The 22,959-nt window shown below is 63.0% G+C and carries 24 protein-coding genes; 10 read left to right on the forward strand and 14 right to left on the reverse strand.

Annotated elements, in window-relative coordinates; all coding sequences use genetic code 11:
- The first annotated feature begins 30 nt into the window (after positions 1–30).
- Positions 31–915, forward strand: coding sequence for an NAD(P)-dependent oxidoreductase (locus JQC81_RS24160; RefSeq protein WP_312887576.1), 885 nt, complete (start codon positions 31–33; stop codon positions 913–915).
- 69 nt (positions 916–984) lie between these two features.
- Here the strand turns inward: JQC81_RS24160 and JQC81_RS24165 are convergent, their stop codons facing one another.
- From JQC81_RS24165 to JQC81_RS24185, 5 genes are all read right to left on the reverse strand, one after another.
- Positions 985–3,420, reverse strand: coding sequence for a caspase family protein (locus JQC81_RS24165; RefSeq protein ID WP_203274359.1), 2,436 nt, complete (start codon positions 3,418–3,420; stop codon positions 985–987).
- Positions 3,421–3,522: 102 nt separating this feature from the next.
- Complete coding sequence (locus JQC81_RS24170; RefSeq protein WP_203274360.1) at positions 3,523–3,729, reverse strand: hypothetical protein; 207 nt, start codon at positions 3,727–3,729, stop codon at positions 3,523–3,525.
- Between the two features lie 11 nt (positions 3,730–3,740).
- Positions 3,741–4,532, reverse strand: a complete 792-nt coding sequence (locus tag JQC81_RS24175) for an enoyl-CoA hydratase-related protein (RefSeq protein WP_203274361.1) — start codon at positions 4,530–4,532, stop codon at positions 3,741–3,743.
- 99 nt (positions 4,533–4,631) lie between these two features.
- A complete protein-coding gene (locus tag JQC81_RS24180; protein WP_203274362.1) occupies positions 4,632–4,853 on the reverse strand; it encodes a hypothetical protein in 222 nt (73 codons plus the stop codon).
- A gap of 442 nt (positions 4,854–5,295) precedes the next feature.
- Positions 5,296–5,919: a uracil-DNA glycosylase family protein gene (locus tag JQC81_RS24185; protein ID WP_203274363.1), complete on the reverse strand. Its 624-nt coding sequence runs from the start codon at positions 5,917–5,919 to the stop codon at positions 5,296–5,298.
- Positions 5,920–6,011: 92 nt separating this feature from the next.
- On the opposite strand from JQC81_RS24185, the gene JQC81_RS24190 reads away from it, so the two are divergent.
- A complete protein-coding gene (locus tag JQC81_RS24190) occupies positions 6,012–6,593 on the forward strand; it encodes a LysE family translocator (RefSeq protein WP_203274364.1) in 582 nt (193 codons plus the stop codon).
- 2 nt (positions 6,594–6,595) lie between these two features.
- Here the strand turns inward: JQC81_RS24190 and JQC81_RS33425 are convergent, their stop codons facing one another.
- On the reverse strand, positions 6,596–7,108 hold the full coding sequence (locus tag JQC81_RS33425; protein WP_203274365.1) for a thermonuclease family protein: 513 nt from the start codon (positions 7,106–7,108) through the stop codon (positions 6,596–6,598).
- Positions 7,105–8,130, reverse strand: coding sequence for a nicotinate-nucleotide--dimethylbenzimidazole phosphoribosyltransferase (gene cobT, locus JQC81_RS24200; RefSeq protein WP_203274366.1), 1,026 nt, complete (start codon positions 8,128–8,130; stop codon positions 7,105–7,107). The genes JQC81_RS33425 and cobT overlap by 4 nt, the downstream gene beginning before the upstream one ends.
- Positions 8,131–8,208: 78 nt before the next feature.
- On the opposite strand from cobT, the gene cobS reads away from it, so the two are divergent.
- From cobS to JQC81_RS24220, 4 genes are all read left to right on the forward strand, one after another.
- Positions 8,209–9,045, forward strand: coding sequence for an adenosylcobinamide-GDP ribazoletransferase (gene cobS, locus JQC81_RS24205; RefSeq protein WP_376772446.1), 837 nt, complete (start codon positions 8,209–8,211; stop codon positions 9,043–9,045).
- A 15-nt stretch (positions 9,046–9,060) separates the two neighbouring features.
- Complete coding sequence (locus JQC81_RS24210; protein ID WP_201860480.1) at positions 9,061–9,276, forward strand: DUF1289 domain-containing protein; 216 nt, start codon at positions 9,061–9,063, stop codon at positions 9,274–9,276.
- Positions 9,276–9,977 (forward strand): retropepsin-like aspartic protease family protein, encoded by a 702-nt coding sequence (locus tag JQC81_RS24215; protein ID WP_246520633.1) that lies wholly within the window; start codon positions 9,276–9,278, stop codon positions 9,975–9,977. The genes JQC81_RS24210 and JQC81_RS24215 overlap by 1 nt, the downstream gene beginning before the upstream one ends.
- Before the next feature lie 65 nt (positions 9,978–10,042).
- Positions 10,043–10,585 carry a hypothetical protein gene (locus JQC81_RS24220; RefSeq protein WP_203274367.1) on the forward strand — a complete coding sequence of 181 codons (543 nt, stop codon included), beginning with the start codon at positions 10,043–10,045 and terminating at the stop codon, positions 10,583–10,585.
- 8 nt (positions 10,586–10,593) lie between these two features.
- On the opposite strand, the gene dusA is transcribed toward JQC81_RS24220, so the two are convergent.
- Entirely contained in the window at positions 10,594–11,598 is a 1,005-nt protein-coding gene (gene dusA, locus JQC81_RS24225; protein ID WP_203274368.1) for a tRNA dihydrouridine(20/20a) synthase DusA, read from the reverse strand.
- A gap of 125 nt (positions 11,599–11,723) precedes the next feature.
- On the opposite strand from dusA, the gene JQC81_RS24230 reads away from it, so the two are divergent.
- Positions 11,724–12,863, forward strand: a complete 1,140-nt coding sequence (locus JQC81_RS24230) for a tyrosine-type recombinase/integrase (RefSeq protein WP_203274369.1) — start codon at positions 11,724–11,726, stop codon at positions 12,861–12,863.
- A 350-nt stretch (positions 12,864–13,213) separates the two neighbouring features.
- On the opposite strand, the gene JQC81_RS34470 is transcribed toward JQC81_RS24230, so the two are convergent.
- The 6 genes from JQC81_RS34470 to JQC81_RS24260 form a co-directional block, all read right to left on the reverse strand.
- Complete coding sequence (locus JQC81_RS34470) at positions 13,214–13,840, reverse strand: HNH/ENDO VII family nuclease (protein ID WP_203274370.1); 627 nt, start codon at positions 13,838–13,840, stop codon at positions 13,214–13,216.
- Between the two features lie 39 nt (positions 13,841–13,879).
- Positions 13,880–14,644 (reverse strand): amidohydrolase family protein, encoded by a 765-nt coding sequence (locus JQC81_RS24240; RefSeq protein WP_203274371.1) that lies wholly within the window; start codon positions 14,642–14,644, stop codon positions 13,880–13,882.
- A 7-nt stretch (positions 14,645–14,651) separates the two neighbouring features.
- Positions 14,652–15,794 carry a hypothetical protein gene (locus tag JQC81_RS24245; protein ID WP_203274372.1) on the reverse strand — a complete coding sequence of 381 codons (1,143 nt, stop codon included), beginning with the start codon at positions 15,792–15,794 and terminating at the stop codon, positions 14,652–14,654.
- An 18-nt stretch (positions 15,795–15,812) separates the two neighbouring features.
- Positions 15,813–17,072, reverse strand: coding sequence for a hypothetical protein (locus tag JQC81_RS24250; protein WP_203274373.1), 1,260 nt, complete (start codon positions 17,070–17,072; stop codon positions 15,813–15,815).
- 678 nt (positions 17,073–17,750) lie between these two features.
- Positions 17,751–19,076 (reverse strand): hypothetical protein, encoded by a 1,326-nt coding sequence (locus JQC81_RS24255; protein ID WP_203274374.1) that lies wholly within the window; start codon positions 19,074–19,076, stop codon positions 17,751–17,753.
- 66 nt (positions 19,077–19,142) lie between these two features.
- Positions 19,143–20,120 (reverse strand): hypothetical protein, encoded by a 978-nt coding sequence (locus JQC81_RS24260; RefSeq protein WP_203274375.1) that lies wholly within the window; start codon positions 20,118–20,120, stop codon positions 19,143–19,145.
- A 368-nt stretch (positions 20,121–20,488) separates the two neighbouring features.
- Here JQC81_RS24260 and JQC81_RS34475 point away from each other — a divergent pair, with 368 nt between their 5' ends.
- The 3 genes from JQC81_RS34475 to JQC81_RS24275 all read left to right on the forward strand — a co-directional run bounded on the left by JQC81_RS34475 (position 20,489) and on the right by JQC81_RS24275 (position 22,803).
- A complete protein-coding gene (locus tag JQC81_RS34475) occupies positions 20,489–20,761 on the forward strand; it encodes a response regulator transcription factor (RefSeq protein ID WP_203274376.1) in 273 nt (90 codons plus the stop codon).
- Positions 20,762–21,054: 293 nt separating this feature from the next.
- On the forward strand, positions 21,055–21,687 hold the full coding sequence (locus tag JQC81_RS24270; protein WP_203274377.1) for a hypothetical protein: 633 nt from the start codon (positions 21,055–21,057) through the stop codon (positions 21,685–21,687).
- Positions 21,688–22,410: 723 nt separating this feature from the next.
- The gene (locus JQC81_RS24275) at positions 22,411–22,803 is read left to right on the forward strand and encodes a hypothetical protein (protein ID WP_203274378.1); all 393 of its coding nucleotides are present in this window, start codon (positions 22,411–22,413) and stop codon (positions 22,801–22,803) included.
- The last annotated feature ends 156 nt before the right edge of the window (positions 22,804–22,959 follow it).

Below are 22,959 nucleotides of genomic sequence, written 5' to 3' on the forward strand. Positions count from 1 at the left end.
TGGCCTCCTCTCTTCCTAGAACCGAAAGGCATTTTCAAGGAGCGGACGATGGCGAAGGTTGCATTCCTCGGACTTGGCGTGATGGGCTATCCCATGGCGCGTCACCTCAAGGACAAGGGTCATGAGGTGACGGTCTACAACCGCACGGGCGCCAAGGCGGACAAGTGGGTGTCGGAGAACGGCGGGCGCGCCGCCAAGACTCCCCGTGAGGCGGCCGAGGGCCAGGAGATCGTCTTCGCCTGCGTGGGCAACGACGACGACCTGCGCCAGGTGACGCTCGGGGACGACGGCGCCTTCCACGGCATGGGCAAGGGTGCCATCTTCGTCGACCACACCACCGCCTCGGCGGAAGTGGCGCGCGAGCTTTACGCCGCCGCTCAGGAGAAGGGCTTCGCCTTTATCGACGCCCCGGTCTCGGGCGGCCAGGCCGGCGCGGAGAACGGCGTTCTCACGGTGATGTGCGGCGGCGATGCCGAGCCTTACGGCAAGGCCGAGCCGGTGATCATGAGCTTTGCCCGCGCCTGCCGGCTTCTCGGCCCCACCGGCTCCGGCCAGCTCACCAAGATGATCAACCAGATCTGCATCGCCGGCCTCGTGCAGGGACTGGCCGAGGGCATCCATTTCGGCAAGAAGGCCGGCCTCGACATCGATGCGGTGCTGGAGGTGATCTCGAAGGGCGCCGCCGGCTCGTGGCAGATGGAGAACCGCGGCAAGACCATGAACCAGGGCAAGTTCGACTTCGGCTTTGCCGTCGACTGGATGCGTAAGGACCTGTCCATCGTGCTCGGCGAAGCGCGCAAGAACGGCGCGAGCCTGCCGGTCACGGCCATCGTCGACCAGTTCTATGCCGAGGTGCAAAAAATGGGCGGCAACCGCTGGGACACGTCGAGCCTGATCGCCCGGCTCGATAAGTAAGTCGCAGACTAACTGCGTTCCAAATCAAAACGCCGGAACCCAAAGGCTCCGGCGTTTTGCTGTCTTGGGTTAGCGCTCCTGCGGGCAGGGTCGGCCGGGCAGGCAGCGTTGGGCACGGCCCTCGCCTCCCTGCCGCCGTGGCGACTCGAAAGAGGGCCGGTCGCGGGATGGCCTGTCCATGTCCCGCCCCGGACGGGGCTGGTCGAAGCCTCTCGGCGGCTCGCGGACAGCCCGCTCCATCCTCGCGGGCGCTTCCATGCGGGGCATCGGCCTTGCCTGGAAGGCGGGCGCCTCCGGCCGTTCGATACGGCGCGGCGCGGGGCGCTCCTCTAAGAGCGGGCGGGCGCGCCGTTCAGCCCGGTCGATCTCACGGGGCGCAACGTCACGGAACGGGCGATCTGGGCGCAGCTCGTCGCGAGCGGCAGGCCGTTGCGGGCGGACAGGCCTCTCCTCCCGGTCCAGCCTCTCCAGGGATGCTGGCCGCTCAACGCGCCGACGGGGCGCCGCTTCTTCATCGTCATGACGGGGACGGCGTTCCTCGATCCGAGGCAGGCCGATCACCGGCGCCCGCTCGGCCCTCTCCGGCCCGATCCGCGGATCCCGGCGCTCGGGCTCACGGGCAGCCCTGTCCCGATCCGGGCGCTCGCGCTCGATCTCGATCCGCGGCCGGTCCGGCCTCGGCTGGCGCGGCAGGATCTCATCCGCATCGAGCCTCGGATCCCGCGGACGCGCGGCGCCGCGAACGGGAGCCTCGGGCCGGATCTCTTCCCGGTCGCGTTCACGCCTGTCGGGGTGCTGATCCTTCGGCCTGTCAGGGCGCCCGACTGTCTCGTCGGCATCTGGCCTGATCGAGCGCGGACGCTCCTGCCCCTCGCCGATCAGCGGAATCCGACGCGAGGGAATGCGGTCCGGCCGCATGCGCGGAGGCTCGCCGGGACGAACATCCCTGCCCTCGCGAGGCGCTCGCGGGTTGACCGAAACCGGGATCGGCTCGAGGGGCGCAGCAAGACCGGGCTGCCGCGGCACGCGGGGCCGTTCGTCGCGCAGGTTGCGGCGCGGGCCCGGGAGGGGCTCATCGAGGCGACCGAAGACGTACGGCGCCCGCACGGGGATGGCGACCGGCCCCCTCGGGGTCCTGGGTGCGATCGGCTGGTAGAAGGTGCGGGGCGGACGCGCCCGGTACGGCACGGGAATCGAAAACGGGATCGGCAGCACGCCGGCCATGATCGGCGGCGGCGGGGGCTCGCGGATGATGGTGATGAAGTCCTCGTCGTCCTCGCCCCATCGCGGCAGGAGATAGGCCGGCAGGCGCGGCGGCGGAACCTCACGGATAATGGTCACAACCTCGACGACTTCGATCTGCTCCACTTGTGGAAGTGGCGGAGGCAGGTCGTCGTAGATCACCTCCTCGAAGACGGCCGGCGGCGCATAGGGCGCGGACAGGCGCGCGAGCCTGCGCCGGCAATCCGGCGCATGCGGACCGTTGGGATAGGCTCGCAGATAGGTCCAGTAGGCCTCGCGCGTGTTGCGCGTGACGGTCCGGCGCCAGACGACGGCCTCGCGGCGGGCGGCGAGCAGCGCCGTCACGCGGCGGGAGAGGCGATGATCGGGGTAGCGGCGCAGGAAAGCCTGGTAATCCTCGATCGTGTCGCGCTCGACCGCGATGGCATAGGCCTCCTCAGCGGGCACCTCCGCGATCCGGCGCACCTCGCGGACGAGGGGCGTCGCGGCGATTTCCGCCGGTTCGAAGAACGCGAAGGAGGCATCTCCGAGATTGGCCGTGTGCCAGGGGATCTGCAGGCCGTTCGTGGTCTCGTGCACCCGCAGGCGCGTGCGGGCGAAAACCTCGTCGAGGCTCAGGCCCGGCTGGCGGATCATCTCGGCCAGCGCCGTGGCATAGGGGCCGTAGGGACCGGACCCGTCCGTGGCAACGATGTTGGGCGCCGAGGAGAAGGCCATCAGGAAGCCTGAGGGCGGTTCGATCAGGGCCAGCCCCTTGGCGATGGGCTCTCCCGCGGAGCCGAGGGCGTATTCCCGCGCCATGTCGGCCACCACCACCCTCATGCGGGCCGGGCTCTGCTCCAGGGATCGGGCGAGATCGGAGAGACGGAAGCCCTCGATAGCGATATCCGAGTCGCGCTGGATGCGGGCATCGACCGGCAGCAGGTAATTGTCGCCCTCGAGCTGGACCCCGTGTCCGGCCAAATAGACCATGACCGTGGAGCCGGGCTCCAGATTTTCGACCTTATCGAGGAAGTCTCGCACGAGGCTGCGCAGGTCGTTGGCATTGAGGTCGCGGCCTTGGACAACCTCGAACCCGGCGCTGGTGAGAGTCTGAGCGATGAGGCCCGCGTCGTTAGCGGCGGTTGCAAGATTCCGCCCCTCATAGGCGCCCTGCCCGACCACAAGGGCCAAGCGATCCTGGGCGAGAGCCGCGGAGGCCTGACCAAAGGCAGCCACCAATGTGAAGGCGGCAAAAACGATAGCACGTTTCAGGGAAAACACGGTTCATGCCCCTCTTCGACGCGCTTATCCGGGATCATACCGGGAGAATAAGGCCGAGGCAGTTGAATGCACCGTGAACAAAACGGGACGAGCGACAGAGCGTCAACGCCGCGTCATCGTGAGGTAAACCACGAAGGCCCCGATGGCGAGCGCAAGGCCCATGATGGCCATCTGCCGGGCCTCGCCCGTGAGCGCTGCATCCCGGTACATCTGCGAGAGCCGCTCGGCACGTTCGGGGTCACGCGACATGAACAGGCCGATGACGATGCTCAAAGTGGCGAGGCCAAGAATCCAATAAGTGGGGCGCATGGGTTATCTCCTCAGCGTCCCTGGAAGCGCGGTGAGCGCTTCTCGCGGAAGGCCGCGACGCCCTCCATGAAATCGTCGCTCGATCCCGCTTCGCTCTGCAGCTTCGCCTCGAGCTTGAGTTGCGCCTCCAGATCGTTGGAGAGGCTCTGCGCCACCGCCTGCTTGGTGAGGCGGTAGGATAGTCCCGGGCCGGCTGCGAGCTTCGATGCGAAAGCCGCCACATCGACCGCAAAGGAGGAGTCCTCGAACACTTTGTAGACGAGGCCCATGCGCTGCGCCTCCTCGGCGGGAACGGATTCGGCGCTGAGCATGAGGGCAAGCGCAAGCTTGGGGCCGATCAGGCGCGGCAGGATCCAGGTACCGCCGGCATCGGGGATCAGGCCGATCTTGGCGAAGGCCTCCTGCAGATAGGCAGAGCGGGCCGCCACGACGATGTCGCAGGCAAGCGCAATGTTCATGGAGGCGCCGACCGCCGGGCCGTTCAGGGCAGCGATGATAGGTTTCGGATAGTTGGAAAGCCTGAGGATCAGCGGGTTGTAATCCCGCTCCAGGGCCGGTCCGAGGTCGAGGCGTCCCTGCGCGTCGCGCGTGAGATCGACGGTGAGGTCCTGGCCCGACGAGAAGGCCCGCCCCTCCCCGGTCAGCACCACCACGCGCACATTGTCGTCCCGCTCGCATTGATCGAGCGCGTCGCGCAGCTCGGCATGCATGGTGGCGTTGAACGCGTTCATCTTGTCGGGCCGCGCGAGGGTGATCGTCGCGACCGGTCCGTCGACGGTGCAGCGCAGGGTCGTCGGGCTCATGCTATCCGGGCTCCTTATCGTCGAGCTCGAACATAGAGCATCGCCCCCAAAAGTGGACACCACTTTCAGGGCCAAAGCCGGTTCAGGCTGTGGAGTGATCTAGAAAACGGATGACTGCAGCGTCTCGGCCCGGGCCGTCAGGTCGCTCTCCAGGGCTGCGCGGCTGTGGGTCTCCCCAGCTCTCCTGATCTCGTAGCGGGGCTCCTCCCCGCCGGACGGCAGCAGCCTGGTAATGACGAAGTCTCCGGTCCATGAGGGACTCATGACGCGCTTGCCCGTGAACGTCACCTGCTGGCCACAGGCATAAAGGTAATTGGACAAGGGAAACTCCTTCAGGAAATGGCGGCAGGCGACGAGGTTTTCAGTGACTGAACAGGTGAGGCTGCTCGTTCCGATGTTTCGCCCGGCGTGGCAGGTTCATCCAGGGAATAAGGTTGAGGTCTGCAGGATCGCTCCTGTGAGGAGGGTCGAGCGGGCCGGACATCTCCACATCTGGAAAGGCCCCGAAGGACGACGCAATCTGGCTGAGTTCATCCTCACTGGGCACGCACTCATAGGCGCGAACCATCGAGCAGCTTGGGGGCCCATCAAAGACATGGCCGTTCTGATGATATGGAATGAATGTCATGGAATTACCTGATCTATATCAAGTAAACCCGCCGCAAGACTGATCGTTCCAAATCTTGCCCTGAATATTAAATAATATTACCCGCAGAGCCGATGTATATCGCAGGCTTTATCTTGGAATTTATTAGCTGCTCATTCAAAGCAGTTCACGAACTTCTCTCTGCAGCGTCGGCAGCAATTCGGCCTCGAACCAGGGATTCTTCTTGAGCCACCCATTGTTGCGCCAGGAGGGATGCGGCAGGGGCAGGATGCGGGGCTTCTGCGGATTGCCGAGGATTTCGCGCCAGCGCCTCACCGTCTCGGTGAGGCCGTCCTTGAAGTTCTCGCCGAGGTGCCACGCCTGCGCATACTGGCCAATCAGCAGGACGAGATCGAGATCGGGCAGAGCCTGAAACAGGGGCTGGCGCCAGGCCTCGGCGCATTCCTGGCGCGGCCCGAGATCGCCGCCCTTCGCGTCCTGCCCCGGAAAGCAGGAGCCCATGGGCACGATGGCAACCTTGGAGGCATCGTAGAAGGTCGCTTCGTCCATGCCGAGCCAGTTGCGCAGCCTTGAGCCGGAGCGGTCGGCGAACGGGATGCCGCTGGCGTGGGCCCGCGTGCCCGGCGCCTGGCTGGCGATGCACAGGCGCGCGCTGGCGCTGCCCTGGATGATCGGGCGCGGCTCGTGCGGGAGGGCCGAACCATAGCGTGGCGCATCGCGGCAGATGCGGCAGGCCCGCAACTGCGCGGCGAGGTGATCGAAATTTGCAGACGAACTCATGCCTGACAGATGGGAATTCCCAGGCTCTCTATCGAAGCGACCTTTTGAGGCGGATCAAGGCAGGTCTTTCTAGCGACGCCTAGAAGCATCCCATGATCGACCTTCTCACCTTCGTGCCGGCCGTGGCCGCCATCCTGGCAACGCCGGGCCCGACCAACACGCTTCTGGCCAGTTCCGGCGCACAGGCGGGTTTCCGGCGCTCGCTGCCGCTGGTTCCTGCCGAGCTTTGCGGCTACGCGCTCGCCATCGCCGGCTGGGGCCTGTTCCTGGAGCCGGCCTCCGTCGCCCTCCCCTGGCTGAAGCCGGCTCTGCGGCTCGCCTGCGCGGCCTATCTCGTGGCCGTCGCCTGGGGCCTGTGGTCCAAGGCGGGAGAGGCGCTGAGCGGATCCGGCTTCGGCGCGCGCCGGGTTTTCACCGCGACGCTGCTCAACCCGAAAGCGCTTTTGTTCGCGGCCGTGATCTTTCCCGAGGCAGCCTTCGAGACCTCTGCAGCCTTCCTCCAAACCATAGGCGTCTTCGCGGTCGTGATCGTGCCCATTGCGCTCGCCTGGATCGGCTTCGGATCGGCCCTGTCGCAGCCGGGATTCTTCATCCGGCCGCAGACGATCCAGAGGGGCGCAGCCCTGGTCCTGCTCACCTTCTCGGCCTCGCTCGGAGCCGCAGCCCTCGGTTGAGATCAGCCGCGCGAGGCGTTCTCCCGACGCCAGTCCTGCGGCCGCTCGAACTCGCCCTCCCAGAGCCCCACGCCGCGATCCTGAGCGCGGGCTTCCTCGGCGTCGTAGTCGCGCCCATAGGACACCGCCCAGCCGCTCTCCACCATACGCGTGCCGATGTCATCGCCGTTGACGGTGCAGCGGGCAAGAATGCGTTGATAGCGGTCACGGCCGGCGGCACGGCAGCGCACCGTCTCGCCCGACACAAGATCGATCAGCGCCCGCCGGGCCGACTCGCCGCAGGCATAGGATCGGCCGGCCTTAAAGCAGCGCTGCTCCATCTCGGGTGCGTCGATGCCCTTCAGGCGGATGCGCGCTTCGCCGATGCGGATCGTGTCGCCATCGGTGACCTGAGCCCGGCCTTCAAGCGTGCGCCCGCTGGGTTTCATCACGACCGCCGCCCCGCCGGCGAGCACCAGCGCGACGATGAGAGACGTGATGCCGCTCCGCCCGGAGCGGCGGCGTCGAAATCTCACGACAGGCGCTCGGAGACTCCCGCCTGCCCGAAGGTGGCCATGTCGCGATGGACCGCAGCCGCCGCCTTCACGAGGCCGGCGGCCAAAGCCGCGCCGGATCCTTCGCCGAGCCGCATGCCGAGCGCCAGAAGCGGGATCTTGCCGAGGCGGCCGAGCACGTCCTGATGCGCGCCTTCGGCACTCAAGTGTCCTGCGATGCAGTGGTCGATGGTCGAGGGATGGATGGCGTGAAGGATGGCGGCAGCGGCCGTCGCCACATAGCCATCGAGCACCACCGGGATCCGCTGCAGCCGCGCGGCGAGAATAGCCCCCGCCATGGCGGCGATCTCGCGCCCGCCGACACGGCGCAGCACCTCGAGCGGGTCCTTCAGGGTGTCGCTATGATGGGCGATCGCCGCCTCGACAGCCGCAACCTTGCGCTTCAGGCCCTCGTCATCGACGCCCGTGCCGCGCCCGACCCAGTGCTCGGCCGGTCCTCCATAGAGCGCCGTGTAGATCGTCGCTGCGACGGTGGTGTTGCCGATGCCCATCTCGCCGATGGCGAGAAGGTCCGTGCCGCCGGCAATCGCCTCCATGCCGAACGCCATGGTGGCGACGCAGGATTTCTCGTCCATGGCATCAGCCTCTGTGATGTCGCCGGTGGGCATGTCGATGGCGAGGTCGAACACCTTGAACCCCAGGCCATAGGCCGCGCAGATCTGGTTGATCGCCGCTCCGCCCGCCGCGAAGTTCTCCAGCATCTGGCGGTTCACGTCGGAGGGGAACGCCGACACGCCCTTTGCGGTCACGCCGTGACTTGCCGCGAAAACGCAGACGAGCGGACGGTCGACGCTGGGCGTAGGCTTCGCCTGCCAGGCCGCGAGCCACTCGGCGATCCATTCCAAGCGGCCGAGGCTGCCGGTCGGCTTGGTGAGCTGCCGGTCGCGCGTCCGCACGGCTTCGACGGCAGCCTCGTCCGGACCGGGCATGGTCGTGATCAGGCGGCGGATATCGTCGAAAGGGGAGGACACGGCATCAGACATGGAGGGCTCCAGCCCGCAAGGGCATTGCAGAACGCGAAGAGGCGTGACCTATAACGGGCCATGCACGCGGGGTGAAGCATGTCGGAGCAAATTGAACCGGGTGAGGCGGCGCCCATGAGCGCCTGGCAGGCGGCTGCCATCGACCTAGCCCATTGCGTTCGCTTCTATTCCCGGCTTCCGGTGCCAGCCCTGCCGTGGGAGCAGGACGCCCATGCGCCGCCGAGCTTTCCGCGCCTGCTGCGCATGATTCCCGTCGCGGGCCTCGTAGTCGGCCTCCTGCCGGCCGCCGTGCTGGGCCTTGCCCTGACGCTCGATCTCGGCCCCTGGATTGCCGCAACCCTGTCGGTGGCCGCCATGGTGCTAACCACCGGCGCCCTGCACGAGGACGGCTTGGCCGACACTGCCGACAGCGTCGGGGGCACCACCCGCGAGAAGCGCCTGGAGATCATGCGCGACAGCCGGATCGGCGCCTTCGGCGCCTCTGCCCTGTTCCTCTCGCTCGCGCTCCGGATCGGCGCCCTGGCGGCCCTGGCGTCGCGGATCGAGGGCGGGGCCGTCGTGGCCGTGATCCTGATCGCAGCATCCCTCTCCCGCACGGCGGGCCTGATGCCCCTCGTGTTCTTAGCCCCGGCCCGCCTGGATGGGATGTCCCAGGCGGTCGGGCAGCCCGCGCGGAAGACCTTCTGGCGAGCAGCCGGGATTGCCGTGCTCCTTGCGATCGTGCTGGGCGCGTTCGGTGGCCTGCCGGCTGCCGGCATCGTCCTGATGCTGGTGCTCTCCAGCCTTGCCGGCCTCGCCCTCACCCGTTTCGCGGAGCGCCATCTCGGCGGACAGACGGGAGACATCGCAGGCGCCGCACAGCAGGTGGCGGAGATCGCCGCGCTGATCGGCCTCTTGACCGTTCTCCCGTCGTGACGACATGAGAAGCAGATGACCCGTGTTTCCAGCCCCTGCATCCGCGTCTGCACCCTCGATGCCGAAACCGGTCTCTGCGAGGGCTGCGGCCGCACGCGCGAGGAGATTACCCGCTGGTATCGGATCACCGAGGAGGAGCGCCAGCTGATCATGGCCGAGCTGCCGGAGCGCATGCGCCAGGCCTTCTCTCTCGAATCGCCCTTTGCGTCCGAACCAGGCAAGGCCGATTGATGCCGGGCATTCGCGGAGCGGGCCTGCTTCTTCTGATCGGCGCCCTTCTGGTCGGGCTCTTCGCCGAGGAGAACATCGGCGAGTTCACCGCTCTTGAGACCGCCGGGCTGCTGGGTCTTGCAGGCCTCTCCCTCCTCATGGCGGCCTCCATCGTCGAAGGCTTTGCGCGGCATTGGACCTATGGGGTGCAATCCATGGCCGTGAGCGGCGGCATTCTCGTCGCGCTCCTCGTCACCTATGCCTCCCGCGAGGAACTGCAGACCGTGCTCGACCGCGCCATCGGCGACATCGCGGTCGGCCGCACCGTCACCACGCCCGAGGGCGAAGTTGTGGCCGCGCGGCGGATGGATGGAAGCTTCCTGGTGCAGGGCGAGGTGAACGGCCGCGAGACCCGCTTCATCTTCGACACAGGCGCCAGCACCGTGGTCCTGCGGGCCGAGAACGCCGCGGCGCTCGGCTTCAATCCTGAGACGCTGAACTACTCCGTGCCCGTCTCGACCGCCAATGGCGCAGCTTTGGCCGCCCCTGTCATCATCGAGAGCCTGACGGTCGGGTCAATCACGGAGCGCAATGTCCGCGCGCTCATCGCCCGCACGGGCGTGCTCCACGCCAACCTTCTCGGCATGAGCTTTCTCGAGCGGCTCGGGTCTTACGAGGTGCGAGGCAATCGACTGATCTTGCGGGCCAAAGGCGAACGTTAGTTCGGAACCAAGGCATGCCGCCTCTCTTGTAGAGAGATGCGCCCACGGCATCCTCGGAGATCGGCATGAAGACCAACGGCACTATCGCGGCTGACCTCGCCAAGGGGGCTGCCGCTGGCGCAGCCGCCACCTGGGTCATGGACCGGGTGGACTGGTTCATGGTGGAACACGAGGACCCCGAGGCTTGGCGGCAGACTCAGAAGGTTCGTCCCAACGGCAAGGACCCGGCCCACAATATCATGGGAGCCATGGCCGAAGCCGTCGGGCGGGAGCCTCCTGACCAGCCCCATCCAGCCGGCGTTGCGATTCATTACGCCCTGGCCATGTCCTCCACGGCCCTCTACGGGGCGGCACGCCGACATGTTCCAGGCGGCATGGTCGGACGCGGACTTGTGCTCGGGCTCGGCATGTTCGCCATCGAGGATGAGCTGATCAATCCAGCACTGGGATTCGCCGCCCCGCCGCGCCGCTATCCGTGGCAGGCCCATGCCCGGGGCCTCGTGGCCCATCTCGTTCTTGGCCTCGTGACGGAAGCCATCCTGAGCGCCGTGGACAGCCGCTCTCGCCCGCTACGGCGCGGTGCGAGCCGGCCACAAAGACGAGCGTAACCGTCAGTTCAGGCCGATGCGGCCAGGAGCATCGGCTCGGCCCGAGACACATGCGCCACCGCATCCCGCAAGGTCTGCAGGTTCGCCTCCGGCTTGACCGCCTCGGTCGCCAGATGCCGGCGATAGGCGCGCGCGCCGGGGCGGCCGGTGAAGAGGCCGAGCATATGCCGGGAAATGTTGTGCAGGCGCTCGCCCTTCGCCAGATGCTCCGCGACATAGGGCTCATAGGCCTCGATTGCCTCGAAGGCATCGGCCACGGGCGCGGCTTCGCCGTAAAGCTCAGGATCGACCGCGAGCAGGATTTCAGGCTCGTGATAGGCTACGCGGCCGAGCATCACGCCGTCCACATGCTTCAGGTGCTCATGCACCTCAGCCATCGTCTTGATGCCGCCATTGATGGCAATCGGCAGGTCCGGCCGAGCCTGCTTCAGGCGATAGACCCTGGGGTAGTCGAGGGGCGGAATGTCCCGGTTTTCCTTCGGTGACAGGCCCTGCAGCCAGGCCTTGCGGGCATGGACCGTCAGCTCGTCGCAGCCGGCCGCCACCACGCAGTTGGTGAGGCGGTTAAGGGCTTCTTCCGTGTCCTGATCGTCCACGCCGATCCGGCACTTCACCGTCACCGGCAGGGAGACGGCCGCCTTCATGGCCGCCACGCACTCGCCCACGAGGTTTGGCTCCTGCATCAGGCAGGCGCCGAAGCGGCCGTTCTGCACCCGGTCGGAGGGGCAGCCCACATTGAGGTTGATTTCGTCATAGCCGAATTCAGCGCAGATCCGGGCGGCCTCGGCCAAGTCCTTCGGATCGGACCCGCCCAGCTGCACCGCCACCGGATGCTCCACGTCGCTGAACCCGAGCAGCCGCTCCTGCGGCCCATGAATGACCGCCCCCGTGGTGACCATCTCCGTATAAAGCCGCGCCCGGCGCGAGAGGACGCGATGGAACGCCCGGCAATGCCGGTCGGTCCAGTCCATCATCGGCGCAACGCTGAAGATTACCTCTTTGTTTTCGAACAATTTTTTCACTTCCTGCTTGCCAACACGCCGCCTCTGGCACAGTGTTGGCACAGTTCCGATACACGCTCGATACCGGCTCAATCAAGGTCGAGTGTGCCTGATTTGTGCCAGGAGATGTGCCAGACATGGCGACGATTACCAAGCGCGGCAACCGCTATCGTGTGCAAGTGCGTAAATTGGGGCAGCCGCTTGTCTCCAAGACCTTTGACACCAAGCGAGCCGCCGAGGCCTGGGCGCGCGAGGTCGAGTACAAGCTCGACCGCGGGCAGTCGATCGATGTCGCCCGCCGTACCACCTTTGCCGACCTGCTTGCCGCCTATCGAGAGCACATTGGCCAGGTGAAAGGCATGAGTCGGTCTAAAGCCCAAGCCCTCGATAAGGTCGAGAAGCATCTCGGGCGCTATCGCGTCGCCGAGCTCAAAACCGGCACCTTCCTCGCCTTCTGCAAAAGCCGGGAGGCGGAAGGGGCCGGACCGGCGACGATCCTGATGGATTTCTCCTACATCGGCACGGTGCTCCGCCACGGCGGTGCGCTGGTCGGTGCCGAGCATGCGGTGATGGAGGCGCTGACCGGCCTCGACGCCGCCCGCCGAACCCTTCGTCACGCTGGCCGGGTCGCCCGCCCGGAGGAACGCAGCCGGCGCCCGAGCGACGCGGAGTTGCAGAAGCTGCTCGGCCATTGGGAGACGAACCCACGCCAAGTAATGATCCCAATGATCGACATCACTCTGTTCGCAGTTGCGACGGCCATGCGCCTCGGCGAGATCGTGGCGCTGGACTGGAGCGACCTCGATGAGCTCAACCGCACCATCCTGATCCGGGCGCGCAAGCACCCAACCAAGAAGGCGACGAACGACCAGCGTGTGCCGCTGCTGCGCGGCCCGTGTGTAGTGGCCGGCAAACTCGTCGATCCGCTCGAGATCATCTTGCGCCAGAAATCGGCCTGGAGCCGGACGGGCCGCATCTTTCCGCACGCCGCGCAGAGCATCTCGACGAATTTCCAGCGCAGCACCGACGCGCTCGACATTCCGGATCTGCACTTCCATGACCTCCGCCACGACGGCGCATCGCGTCTGTTCGAGGCTGGCTACTCCATTGAGCAAGTTGCGTTGGTTACAGGCCATAAGGATTGGAATATGCTGCGGCGTTACACTCAGCTCCGCGCTGAGAATCTACATCGTGCCGATGTGATCCCGGTGGCCCAGCGGGCATGTAGGGAAACTGGCCTAGGGGTGGCACCAAACGTAGTGCCAATCCGACGCTAAAGATGACCTAAGGATCACTTGCGTAGGCACTCGGAGCGCCTCAGTCCGGGCTCAAAAATCCTATGAGCTTGCCTGTGCACTCGGGACAGCACCCCCACTGTGGACACCTTCGCAGGTTCAAAAGGCGGCTCCTGGTCCCTTATTAGGTGCGCGCACGATCTCCGACGCCGCACGCCCCGCGTCTCATGAGATGAAGATGTAGCACCAGGTTGCCAATCCTCCCACAGAGGATGCCTTGCATCCTTTGAGCCCGCCGTCCCAACGAGCCGGGTTGCAGGCGGGACATAAGAGATATTTGCTCCGAACGTTCAGAACGATCTCAGAGGACCCAATCTAAGGATGGGCAGCCGTCACCAGGCATATGTTGGGACTCTGTCAGGAGAAGGCGGACGGGGCCTCGTCAAACGAGCGGAGCCGCTCCCATATTCAAGTTCGTAGAGAGCTGGCCGCCCAGCCAAACGGTCCTGAATGTGCTTTCGCGCACGGCTCACCCAATACCGGTCTCGCTGCTTCCCAAACTCGTAGCGGTTGATGCTATAGGTGTTAGCGCCATGTAAGCCCTTCCTCCCATGCTCAGTTTTCGTGAGTTCATCGAGTGGACCATTCGGATTCTGGTTTTGATGATGGAGGACGACCTTGTGACCATCAACTCCCCATGGGGCTCTTGCGAAAAGCATCTCCTGGAGATTTTCACGGGTCCAATGAAATGCAACGCCACCGCCACCACGCTTCCCGCCTGGAGGATCGCCGGGCCGCGCTCCCTCAAAACCTGGATCGTACAGGATCCCGTAGCCTGTCACGATCGTACGCGGGAATTCGAGTCGTTTGCGACGGCGGAGCCGAGACGTTTTAATCTTCGTCCCCGGACGTCCCAAACGGCCCGTCGGCTTGGAGAAACCTCTGCTACTTGCCCGCAGTATGCTCGCGGGCGCACGGACTGGTCGGCTCATGATGGGCTTTTTGGGTTTCATCACCATAATTGAGCATCTCCACCGTCGGAAGGGATCGACTAATTTCTAAGCCGCCACAGGACGCAGCCCAACGACTGATTGTCTGCGGCGGCTCAGAAGGCGCAGAATGTTGCCTCCCATGATGCGACGCTCGGCATCTTTGGACAGGCCCAGCAAACGCACTTTGTGGAGTTCAAGACCCGGATGGAGCCAAGGGCCGTCGGAGCCGAAGATCACCTTGCTCGCCCCTGCCCTCCGTACAGCCGCGACAAGGTAATCAAAGCGACGCACACCTGAGGTGTCGGTATAGACGTTCGGATAGCGGACAAGCTGCTCGACGACCCGCTCGTGCGCCCGCCAGTCATCAGCAAAGCTTCCAAGATGAGGAATAATGAACGGGACATCCGGATATTGCGGGGCGATCATATCCACCACCTCCGCTTTGCCAACGACATCAACGAGAATTGGCAGTTGGAATTCCCGTGCGGCCTCGCAGACTTCCCGGTTGGGCAACGCGTCGGCACCGTGAATCTTTATCCCCTGAAAGCCATAGCGCTGGACCGCATCCGCCACCATCCCTCGAATCCGGCCCGCATCGCGTGCGCAATGAACGAAGGCGAAGCCAATGAGCCGCGGTGCGTGACGCCGGACGATCTGCCCGAGCTCCGCGTTGGCTCGCGCATAGTCCGAGTTGAACGCGGGGAAAATGACGGTGCGCTGAATCCCCGCGGCATCAGCGCGGGCAAGGTAGTCTCTCAATGGCGCATCCGTGTTCCACGGCGCAGTCATGAGATCACCTTTGCCGCCATGGCAATGGGCATCGATAATCATTGCAGCCTCACGCAACTATTCGGGTGGGCATAGAGACAGATCCTCGTGGGGTATCTGGCAGTTGCAGTGCCACTCCAACCGTGTGAGCTGAGGCCAGCCACTCTTCCGCCGGTTCGGCGATGTCTTGGGCGAGGGCTTCAAATTGAGCTCGGGTCGTGGTGGTAATATGCTGCTGCGCAAGCCACCGCAGGATTGAGCGCCCTGCAGTCGCCATCCGGTTGCGTGGGGAAACGTTCACATGCTCTTTAAAGTACCGGCGTAATACGTCCTCGATGACGTCCCAAGCGCTGGCAGCGCCGAACAGCCCACGCACGTCAGGCGAGTTCAGGATCTGGAACGCCTCTTCTAACAGCTGCATGAGCTCAATACGCAGCACACTAAGGTGACCATACGAGAAGTTTTTGAGGTTGTACCGCAGATCCAGCCCGGCCCGCCGCACGATCGCAATACTGCCAAAGCTCGGATCATTGGCGCGCTCGCGCACGACCTCCGAAATCCGCTTGTCACGGAAGAACCGGGCCACCTCTGCGATAAAGGTGTTAAAGAGCGGGTGAAAATCTGTGTTGCGGCTGGCATAGGGAGCAAGGCCTGCCTGGCTGTAGCCGGGCAGTCGATAGCCGAATGCCCGCTGATAGGCCTGAGCCCGTTCGTGTGGTGAGAAACGAAGGACCTGTTTCCGATCAAACTGGTACAGCCGGTAGGCGCCCGGGCCGTCTGAGAGGCGCACCACACCGGCCTTGAAAAGCTCCTGGAGTTTCAGGACCACACGGAACACCCCCAAAACCTCGTGTTGGTACAGGTAGTAGCAATCTGCAATCGCATTCCCCCGCTCCCGCTGGGCGAGATCATCGTCATAGGCGACCACGGCCGGCGCGATCCGCGCTGTACCGATCTCGGTCGAGGCTTCCGATCCGAGCCCGATCAGACCAGCAAGCCCATGATCGGCCGGGCTCGGACCACTACGCGCCTCAGCGTCAACCGCATCGAGAATCGCATTCACCCTCGCATTCAAGACATCTGCCAGCTGTGGATTGCCGATCAGGAACGGCGCTGTGTCGTCCATCAGCTGCTGCCGCAGCATGGCGACACGGTTTTGGGCGCTTTGGTACTCGGCCTCATTGAGGAAGGGTTTTCCGGTTTGCGGTGCCATGGCTCGGTCCTCCCTCTGTTACCCGGAAGTCGTTTGGCGATCAGTCTCTTGTCGGGTGCTCTCCCTTTGGCCGCCCGACGTTCGGCTTCCCGACTTGGTCTGCCTATGATGCTTCTTTTCCCGTTGTCCTGCCCTTGCCTCAGTTAATCGTTCTGCCTTGTCGGCGACTTCTTCGAGCAGCTTCAAAAGTTCCCGCAGCGATACTGCGAGACGAAGCGTGCCGACAAGGTTGAGCCGGTCGATCCCGTCCCCCTCAAGCGAACGCAACAACTTGAGAATCTCCGCCGCCTCGCTTGCAATCAGCTTGATGTCGGTGCGGCGGCCCTGCTCAAGGCGCTGGACCCAAGTAAAAGCGGCGGCGTCGCGGCACCAGAATGTGAGAACCTGTTCAAGGCTCACTGGCGCGTTCTCCGGGCCCAAGTTCTTGAGCATCCTCTCGGAGGCCTCGCAGTTCAGCGCATTAAACTCGGCGAGAACTTCATCAACTGCAGGCGGAACAGCGCGGATGAGCCATGCAAGTCGCCCGTAAAGAGCTCCAATTCCGTTTATGACGCTGTCGGCATAATCAGCTTGGAGAGACTGAAAATCACTAATTCGCTCTTTCAGCATCGCCATATTGGCCAGAATGAGATCCCGCTCGACGAGCTGCATTGATAATTCATCGTCGACATCAGGATCTGTGACACCCAGTTCTCGGCTGAGCTCTTCAAGGACTCTTTGCAGCTGACCCACCTGGACATCGATCCGTGGCAGGATTGCTCCTCCTTCCCGGCTGTACTCACTGACTATAGTGTTGGTGGTATCGCGCATCAGCGCAATCAAGCTGGCGATTTCTCTTTCATCCGGATCAACGACGAGCGGTTCCACCGTGTCGAGCAAACCGCTCACGGAGGCGCCGAGCACGCTCGCCTGTCGGAAGAAGGCGGCCTGTGCCCCCCTGACTGCAGAGCCGGAAGATCCCAGAAGCGGCTGAGCACCCATAGGCCGGTATTGGTACTTCGTGGAGCCACTCTCGTCCGTTCGTGACGGAAAAACCTGGGCAAGCCGTTGCAGCACAGAGCTCGCATCACCGTTGATGGGACCACCAAGCAGGCGGGCAATCGAGGTCTCGGCCACGCGGGCCAGATCGACTGATGCACCGGGAAAGCCCATTGGGCTGCCCCCGGCCGCTACGGCGTTGGATCCGGTGATTGTGTTCGTCTCGAACGCCGTAGCGATCCTCTCGATCGTCTGGAAAGCGATAGCCGGGTTATCCATGCGGTCGTTGGCCTCAGGCATGGTGGGGTCCTCCTCCGCTCTTTTGAAGTGGTCGTTTGGCTGCTCCGCTCCGCTGCGTTGAGCGAACCTTCAATGAAGCTGGCTGCCCGCGAGGCTGGTTTACCACCACGAGAGCGATTTCTGCCCATTGGGCCCAAGCATCGGCAACACTATCCTCAACATGCTCAAGAGGAGCACGGCATTGCTTGACAGCCTCTGCAACATCGTCTGCCCAGCCGGCCCACGGTGGTTGCGTCACCTTGAGACGCCGTAGGTCTGCAAACGTCTGAAGCGAACTTATTTCGCCGTTGAAGAGGTGAGCCGAGCGCCGGACCGCTCGGTGAAGGTCAACAAGTGCCAAGGCGAGTGCATTGAGGTTCAGGGTACCTAGTGCTGCACTTTGGGCTCTCTGGCATGCCTGCTCGGCTTCTTCGAGAGAGGCCGAGACCTCCGCCGACCAGTCGTCGAACTTGTCTGCCAGGAAGTGCCCCCCGACCTCGCCAGCATCCGCAGGCTTGATATTCGTGATAGCCCATTGCAGGCGCTCAGCCATGACCGTGCGCAGTTCATGCACGGACGAGGTGAGGTCATCGCAGCTCTTGGCCATTGTCATAGGCGCCACCTCCAGACCAAGGTGTCGTGGCATTATATCAGCTTTTGGGCATGTCCCACACCGGCCTTCCATCGTAACAGCGTCAGTCATCGGCGCACCAAAGCACGGTAGAAGTTGCGGGTGATCACGTCCGGGGAGGCCCACCGCCGATCGGCAGCATGACGAGCTGCACCGATTAGGAAGATTGCGGGAACGATGCCTGGGTCCCGACTCGCGGCCAGACGGCGTGCGGCCTCTTCAATCATTGTCTGATCCCGTGCCTCAAAGCGGAACGCTTGAATGAGACTTTTCCCGCCGAGCTGGCGCGAAGGCTGGAAGACGATGGTGTCCACCACCAGCGCGGAGGCTTGCGGGAATGTCTCAAGCACAGCCTTTGGGATCCATCCTGGTGGGGGTGCGTTGTAGAGCCCGGTCCAGGCCTGCCTCAACTCCGCCGCCCGATTTTGGAAGCCCATGCGGCGGAGCAGTTCCAAGTTGATCAGGATGCGGAGATACGGTGTGGGATGTACGCCACGAGCATCGAACCGCTGGGTCCGGCTCGGTATTTGAGCAGTTACATCCATAAGCGATGCGACAATCTCAGGCCCCCCAAGGAGAACGGCAACGAGATCAGCCCAAGTTTCGGCGTGCCACCGGGCCCAAACCTTAGCGATCGTTGGAGGCAGGCCCGCGCGGAGCAGGCGACGGGCGATGGCAAGGGGAACAGCGAGCCACAAACCGAGGTCGGACTGGAGGTTATGAGCCGACTCGTGGAGCACGGCACCTAATGTCCATGGATTGGCAAGACGATGATGCGGCAACTGGATCAAAGGGAAGGGATTTGGGCGACGGCCGAGCTTCGGGATCGGCACGAAGCGGCGATAGGTGAGCGGCCCAAAGCCCGTTTCCATAAAACAGAAAGGCCCAGGCGCTGGGATAGGCTTGGCGCGACCTAGGCCTGTATAAACCCACTGGTAGCAGTCGAGAGCGATCCGATCGCAGGCCAGTAACATTGGCCCAAATGGCGACTGGCGCTGTCCGAAGAGTTCCAGATAGAAGTTCCAGAGATCTTCCGTCCTGCGGACCGCTGCTGTCATGGCCCCCTTAGCGGCCAAAAGCCGACCAAGGCTGCGCGGATTAGGGTTCTGTTGCGCCTCCGCGCTCGCCTGCGCCACCTGCTGAGCGAGTTTCGCGGCTTGGCGTCTAAGATCTGCAGTGAGCCCATTCACCGCCTCGAGATGTCCGTCACTTGGGCTCCACGGGTGGGTTCCAAACTCATCACGGGTGAATGGCCGCAAGGCTGCTGCATGGCGACTGGCGGTCGTCGCCTGTAAGCCGACCCACCGCTCAAGCTGGGAAGGCGCCTTTTGGCTCTTCGGGCTTGCTGCCGGCAGAACGTCGGGCGTAGCGGTGATGGCAGCTTCTTGGAGCATGGGATCGGCTCCGGCGACAGTTGGCGCTCGCTGTTGAGCAAGCGCCGGTTGATGAGGAAGCCTCGGCTAGGCAAAGCGGCGCTGGACACGGCGGCGGCGGCCGCTGCGAACCATAATTTGGATCACCACATCGGGCGAAGCAAAGGTACGATAAGTTTGGCCCGCCATGATCCGCACAGCCTGTCGCGGTGTCACCGACTGCCCCTGTGCCGTGCGGCGACTGATTGCCCGTGCCGTTTGGGTCAACACGTGAGGCAGGACCCGCACGAGAGGTCGGGTTGCCGGCCGACGCCGCATCGCATGAGCCAGGCGGCTCGCGGCTCGGATTAAGGTCGGAGTAGCGCGCCGAATGGCAGGCCCGCCCGCGCGAGCAGCGCGCGCAGCGAGAACTGGCAAGCTGCCGACGAGAGCTTCGGCCGAAATCTCGTTGCTCGTCAGCGCCGCTTCATTGGCAATCTGTTCCATCAATGCCGCTTCGCCATGAGACAGTTCAGAGTGGCTCAATCCGAGCTCGTATTCCGGATGCATCTCGTGCTCGTGCAAGGCACCTTCGTGCATCTCGCCCTCATACTCCTGGAACTGTCCTTCGTGCATTTCGCCTTCGTACTCGCCCGAGAACTCATGCACCTCGCCTTCGTACTCGCCCTCGTATTCACCTTCGTACTCACCCTCGTACTCACCCTCGTACTCACCTTCGTACTCACCTTCGTACTCACCCGAGAGCTCCTGCATCTCGCCATTCGCGATCTCGTGAAGGGCAGCCTCGAGCTGCTCCTGCTGTTCCCGTGTCAAGGCACCCACGATGCTGCGGGCTGCGGGCCCAAGAACGACACCCGCTCCAGGGATCGCCCCCATGACCAGGCCGGCGGCCATTGGGGCGATCTTCTTCAAGATCCCACCGAGCGGAAGACGGCCGATAGACCTGCCTAAACCTCGAAGCCCGCGCCGAGCTTTGCGCACGGCCGCCCCAATGAACTGATCGGCTTCCTCTTCGTGTAATGGGCTGAACTCGCCCGTGTATTCGCGAAAGGTGTCTGCGGCCACGGCTGCCTCCCCTGTTGGCGATCGCAGCATCGGACACCGTTTCGCCAGCGGACACCAGACACACAATCGAAGGACATCGAATAAGCGTCGCTCGTTTGAGTGACCTTGCATATTTGCCTAAAGCCTGACAAACTCGACAATACTTTGGTCTAAGTTTTTGCTCTGCGTAGTATCGAATCCCAGTTGTGAGTCAGAATTCCTTTTTCTGAGGCAAAGGGTTTCCGATGCCACTGACATTGATCGAGCCAGATGACTCTACCGTTGCGAAGCCGAAGAGGTCAGGTCCCTCGGATGGACTTGAGGAAGCGCTCCGACGCCTTGTTGCAAGCTTAGAGAAGCCCAAGCCTCCACAAGAGTATGACGATGCAATGCCACTTCTGTCGTGTCACATCGACGGTTTTCAATACACGTTAACCCGGTCACGCGTGCTTCCGCTGGCTCGCCTGAGTCCACGGGAGCTCGAGATCATCCGCCTTGTCGCAAATGGATTACCCAACAAATGCATCGGGGCAACTCTGGATATTAGCGCGTGGACGGTCGCGACCTACCTCCGGCGGATTTTCATCAAACTTGGTGTGACCTCGCGGGCCGCCATGATCGCGCGTGTAACACGCCAGGGAATGCTGACCTCCGATCACTGACGGGCAGTCGATCTCTTTCATCCACCAAGAAAGCGCCGTTTCACGCTCTCAGTGATGTCCTATTCGCAAAGTGGTGCCGACGACTAGATGGCTGCATTGTGTGGAGAGCGGACATTCACTCGTCCACACTGGACCGCATGGTTTGATCTATTTTGGCTTCTAATATCGCTGCCAAGAGAATTTTTGAAGATTGGTGGCACTGGGCATGCCAAACGTTCTGAGAACGAGCCAATTACAGTAGGGCGGAGTGTATCAAAACGCTGCAGAAGCTCTTGAGGGAGCGTCGTCGAACCATGGTTTTAGGGATTGAAGGTTTAACCTGGGACAAATTCATCGATGGTTTAACTTGGGACAAGGTGTTCGCCGCTGCTGCATGGGCTTTGGTGTTCCTTTCCAGCTACGCACTTGTTGTATTCCAGTCATGGCTGGCCAGACTGGAGACCGCCCGCAAAGACGATGAAGATGCCAAAATGCAGGAGCTTCAGCGCGCGCTGGTTCCACGCACACAGTTTGATATGGCCTGTCGCTTCTACGGCCCAGAGGGTGGCAAAATCATTGTCGATCTTCAACTTATCGCCGAGAACAAGGGCCAAACGATCCGGGGGTTTACAAGCATCAAATTCGATATCTACGGAATGAGAACGGGCGAGCAGCCAACGCTCTATTCCTCCCGTGATGGCGCCAACCGCCTGCGGTTCCAGGACCAAAGAATCTCTGAGGAAACAAAGTACGTCTTCAGCATCGAGCCGGGCATCAGGCAAGTGTTCCCACTCATCACACTGATTGATGCTGATATCAAATATGTAATCGTCAAAATTGAACTTAAAGCTGCCCAATGGGGCCAAGCCGGCTCACCTTGGTATGGGGAACAGCGGTTCTTTCCCGTCAATTGTGAGACAGCGCCAACAGCTACCAAGAATGCGTAGCGGTACGCCGCCTCTGGTACCATCTTAACATTGTCCAACTTTCATCTTGCGCCAGGGTCAAGCACGGAGAAGCGGGTAGAAAGTGTAAAACTAAAAGCACGAGCGAGCCCGAAAGTGGATGAGATGTCATAGCAAGCCCAGTGGTAGCCCATCCTGCAAAAGTGGTGCCGAACGTTCGGTTTGAATGGCCTCTGTGCTCTGTTGCGATTCTGACGAGCAGTATAGCGAGTCGACTGACGGTCACAGCTCTATTTCTTCCATTTCGCCTGATGGGTGCTTCGTCACCTCCTTCAGCAATACCTCCATCTTGGTCGGGAGCGACACCAACGGAACCTGGGACATCGTCGTGGCTCAAACGTACGATTTCTTCGTGTCACATTGGTTCGGGTGCGACCTCAACGCCGGACCGGAGCTCAGTCCCGACTCAACGCCCTGCCGAAAGCGTTACGCACCATCGTCTGTGACATGGGCCAAGGCACCCGTAACGACCATGTAGAAAAGATCAGGCTACTGAGATTTTGTATTGCAACCTGATGGGACTCGCCATGTCCGCATCGAGGCACCCCAAAAGGCAAATGGGTGATCAGCGTGGGCGGACAGGCACCAGCAGAGCGACCAGGTGCCGCACAGTCGCACAAATGTGCGTCACCGAAACTGGCGACTGGCGCGGGGGCTGGAAAGTGAGTTTGCTGGGTCTACGCTCACCTATAGGAGTTGGCACACATGGTCGCCAGCATGCACCAGTATGAGTGGGAACTCAACGAGTCGCCCGGGAGCAATGTCCAGCGCATCGTGCGGATCAATTTGCTCCATCAGGGCTTCCTCGCGAGTGATCAGTTCCTTAGGGACTGGCTCAACGTCAATCATCGCCTCCTTAAGCGCGGCCTCAGTATCACGACGCTTCACTTTCGCAGACGCTTCTGCGAGGCAAATCACTACCAGGTCCAGCTTCCATCGAAACGGTGGGGCCCGTTGGTCGTGATCTGGGGCTTTCCGATCCCCTATGTCATGGAGAGCGGGAAGCCGAAGCTGCTGAGGATCCTGCCGAGAGACTGGCATTTGAAACAGGTCGGGCGCTCGGTCAGAGCTCCCGCATTCTGCGTGCGAAAGCCGTAGTGGATTTTCTGCTCTGTTCCAGCAGAACTACCGAGCGGGACGCAACAGTACAACCATGATGCGCAGCCAGCGCTCGCGCTAGAGCATCGGACTGAAAGGCAGATTCAAGAGGTTTCGGTCTGGGCTGAAATGTGATTCCCTTCTGCGAACAGGAGG

Source organism: Microvirga arabica (assembly GCF_016811235.1).
GTDB classification, from domain to species: Bacteria; Pseudomonadota; Alphaproteobacteria; order Rhizobiales; family Beijerinckiaceae; genus Microvirga; species Microvirga arabica.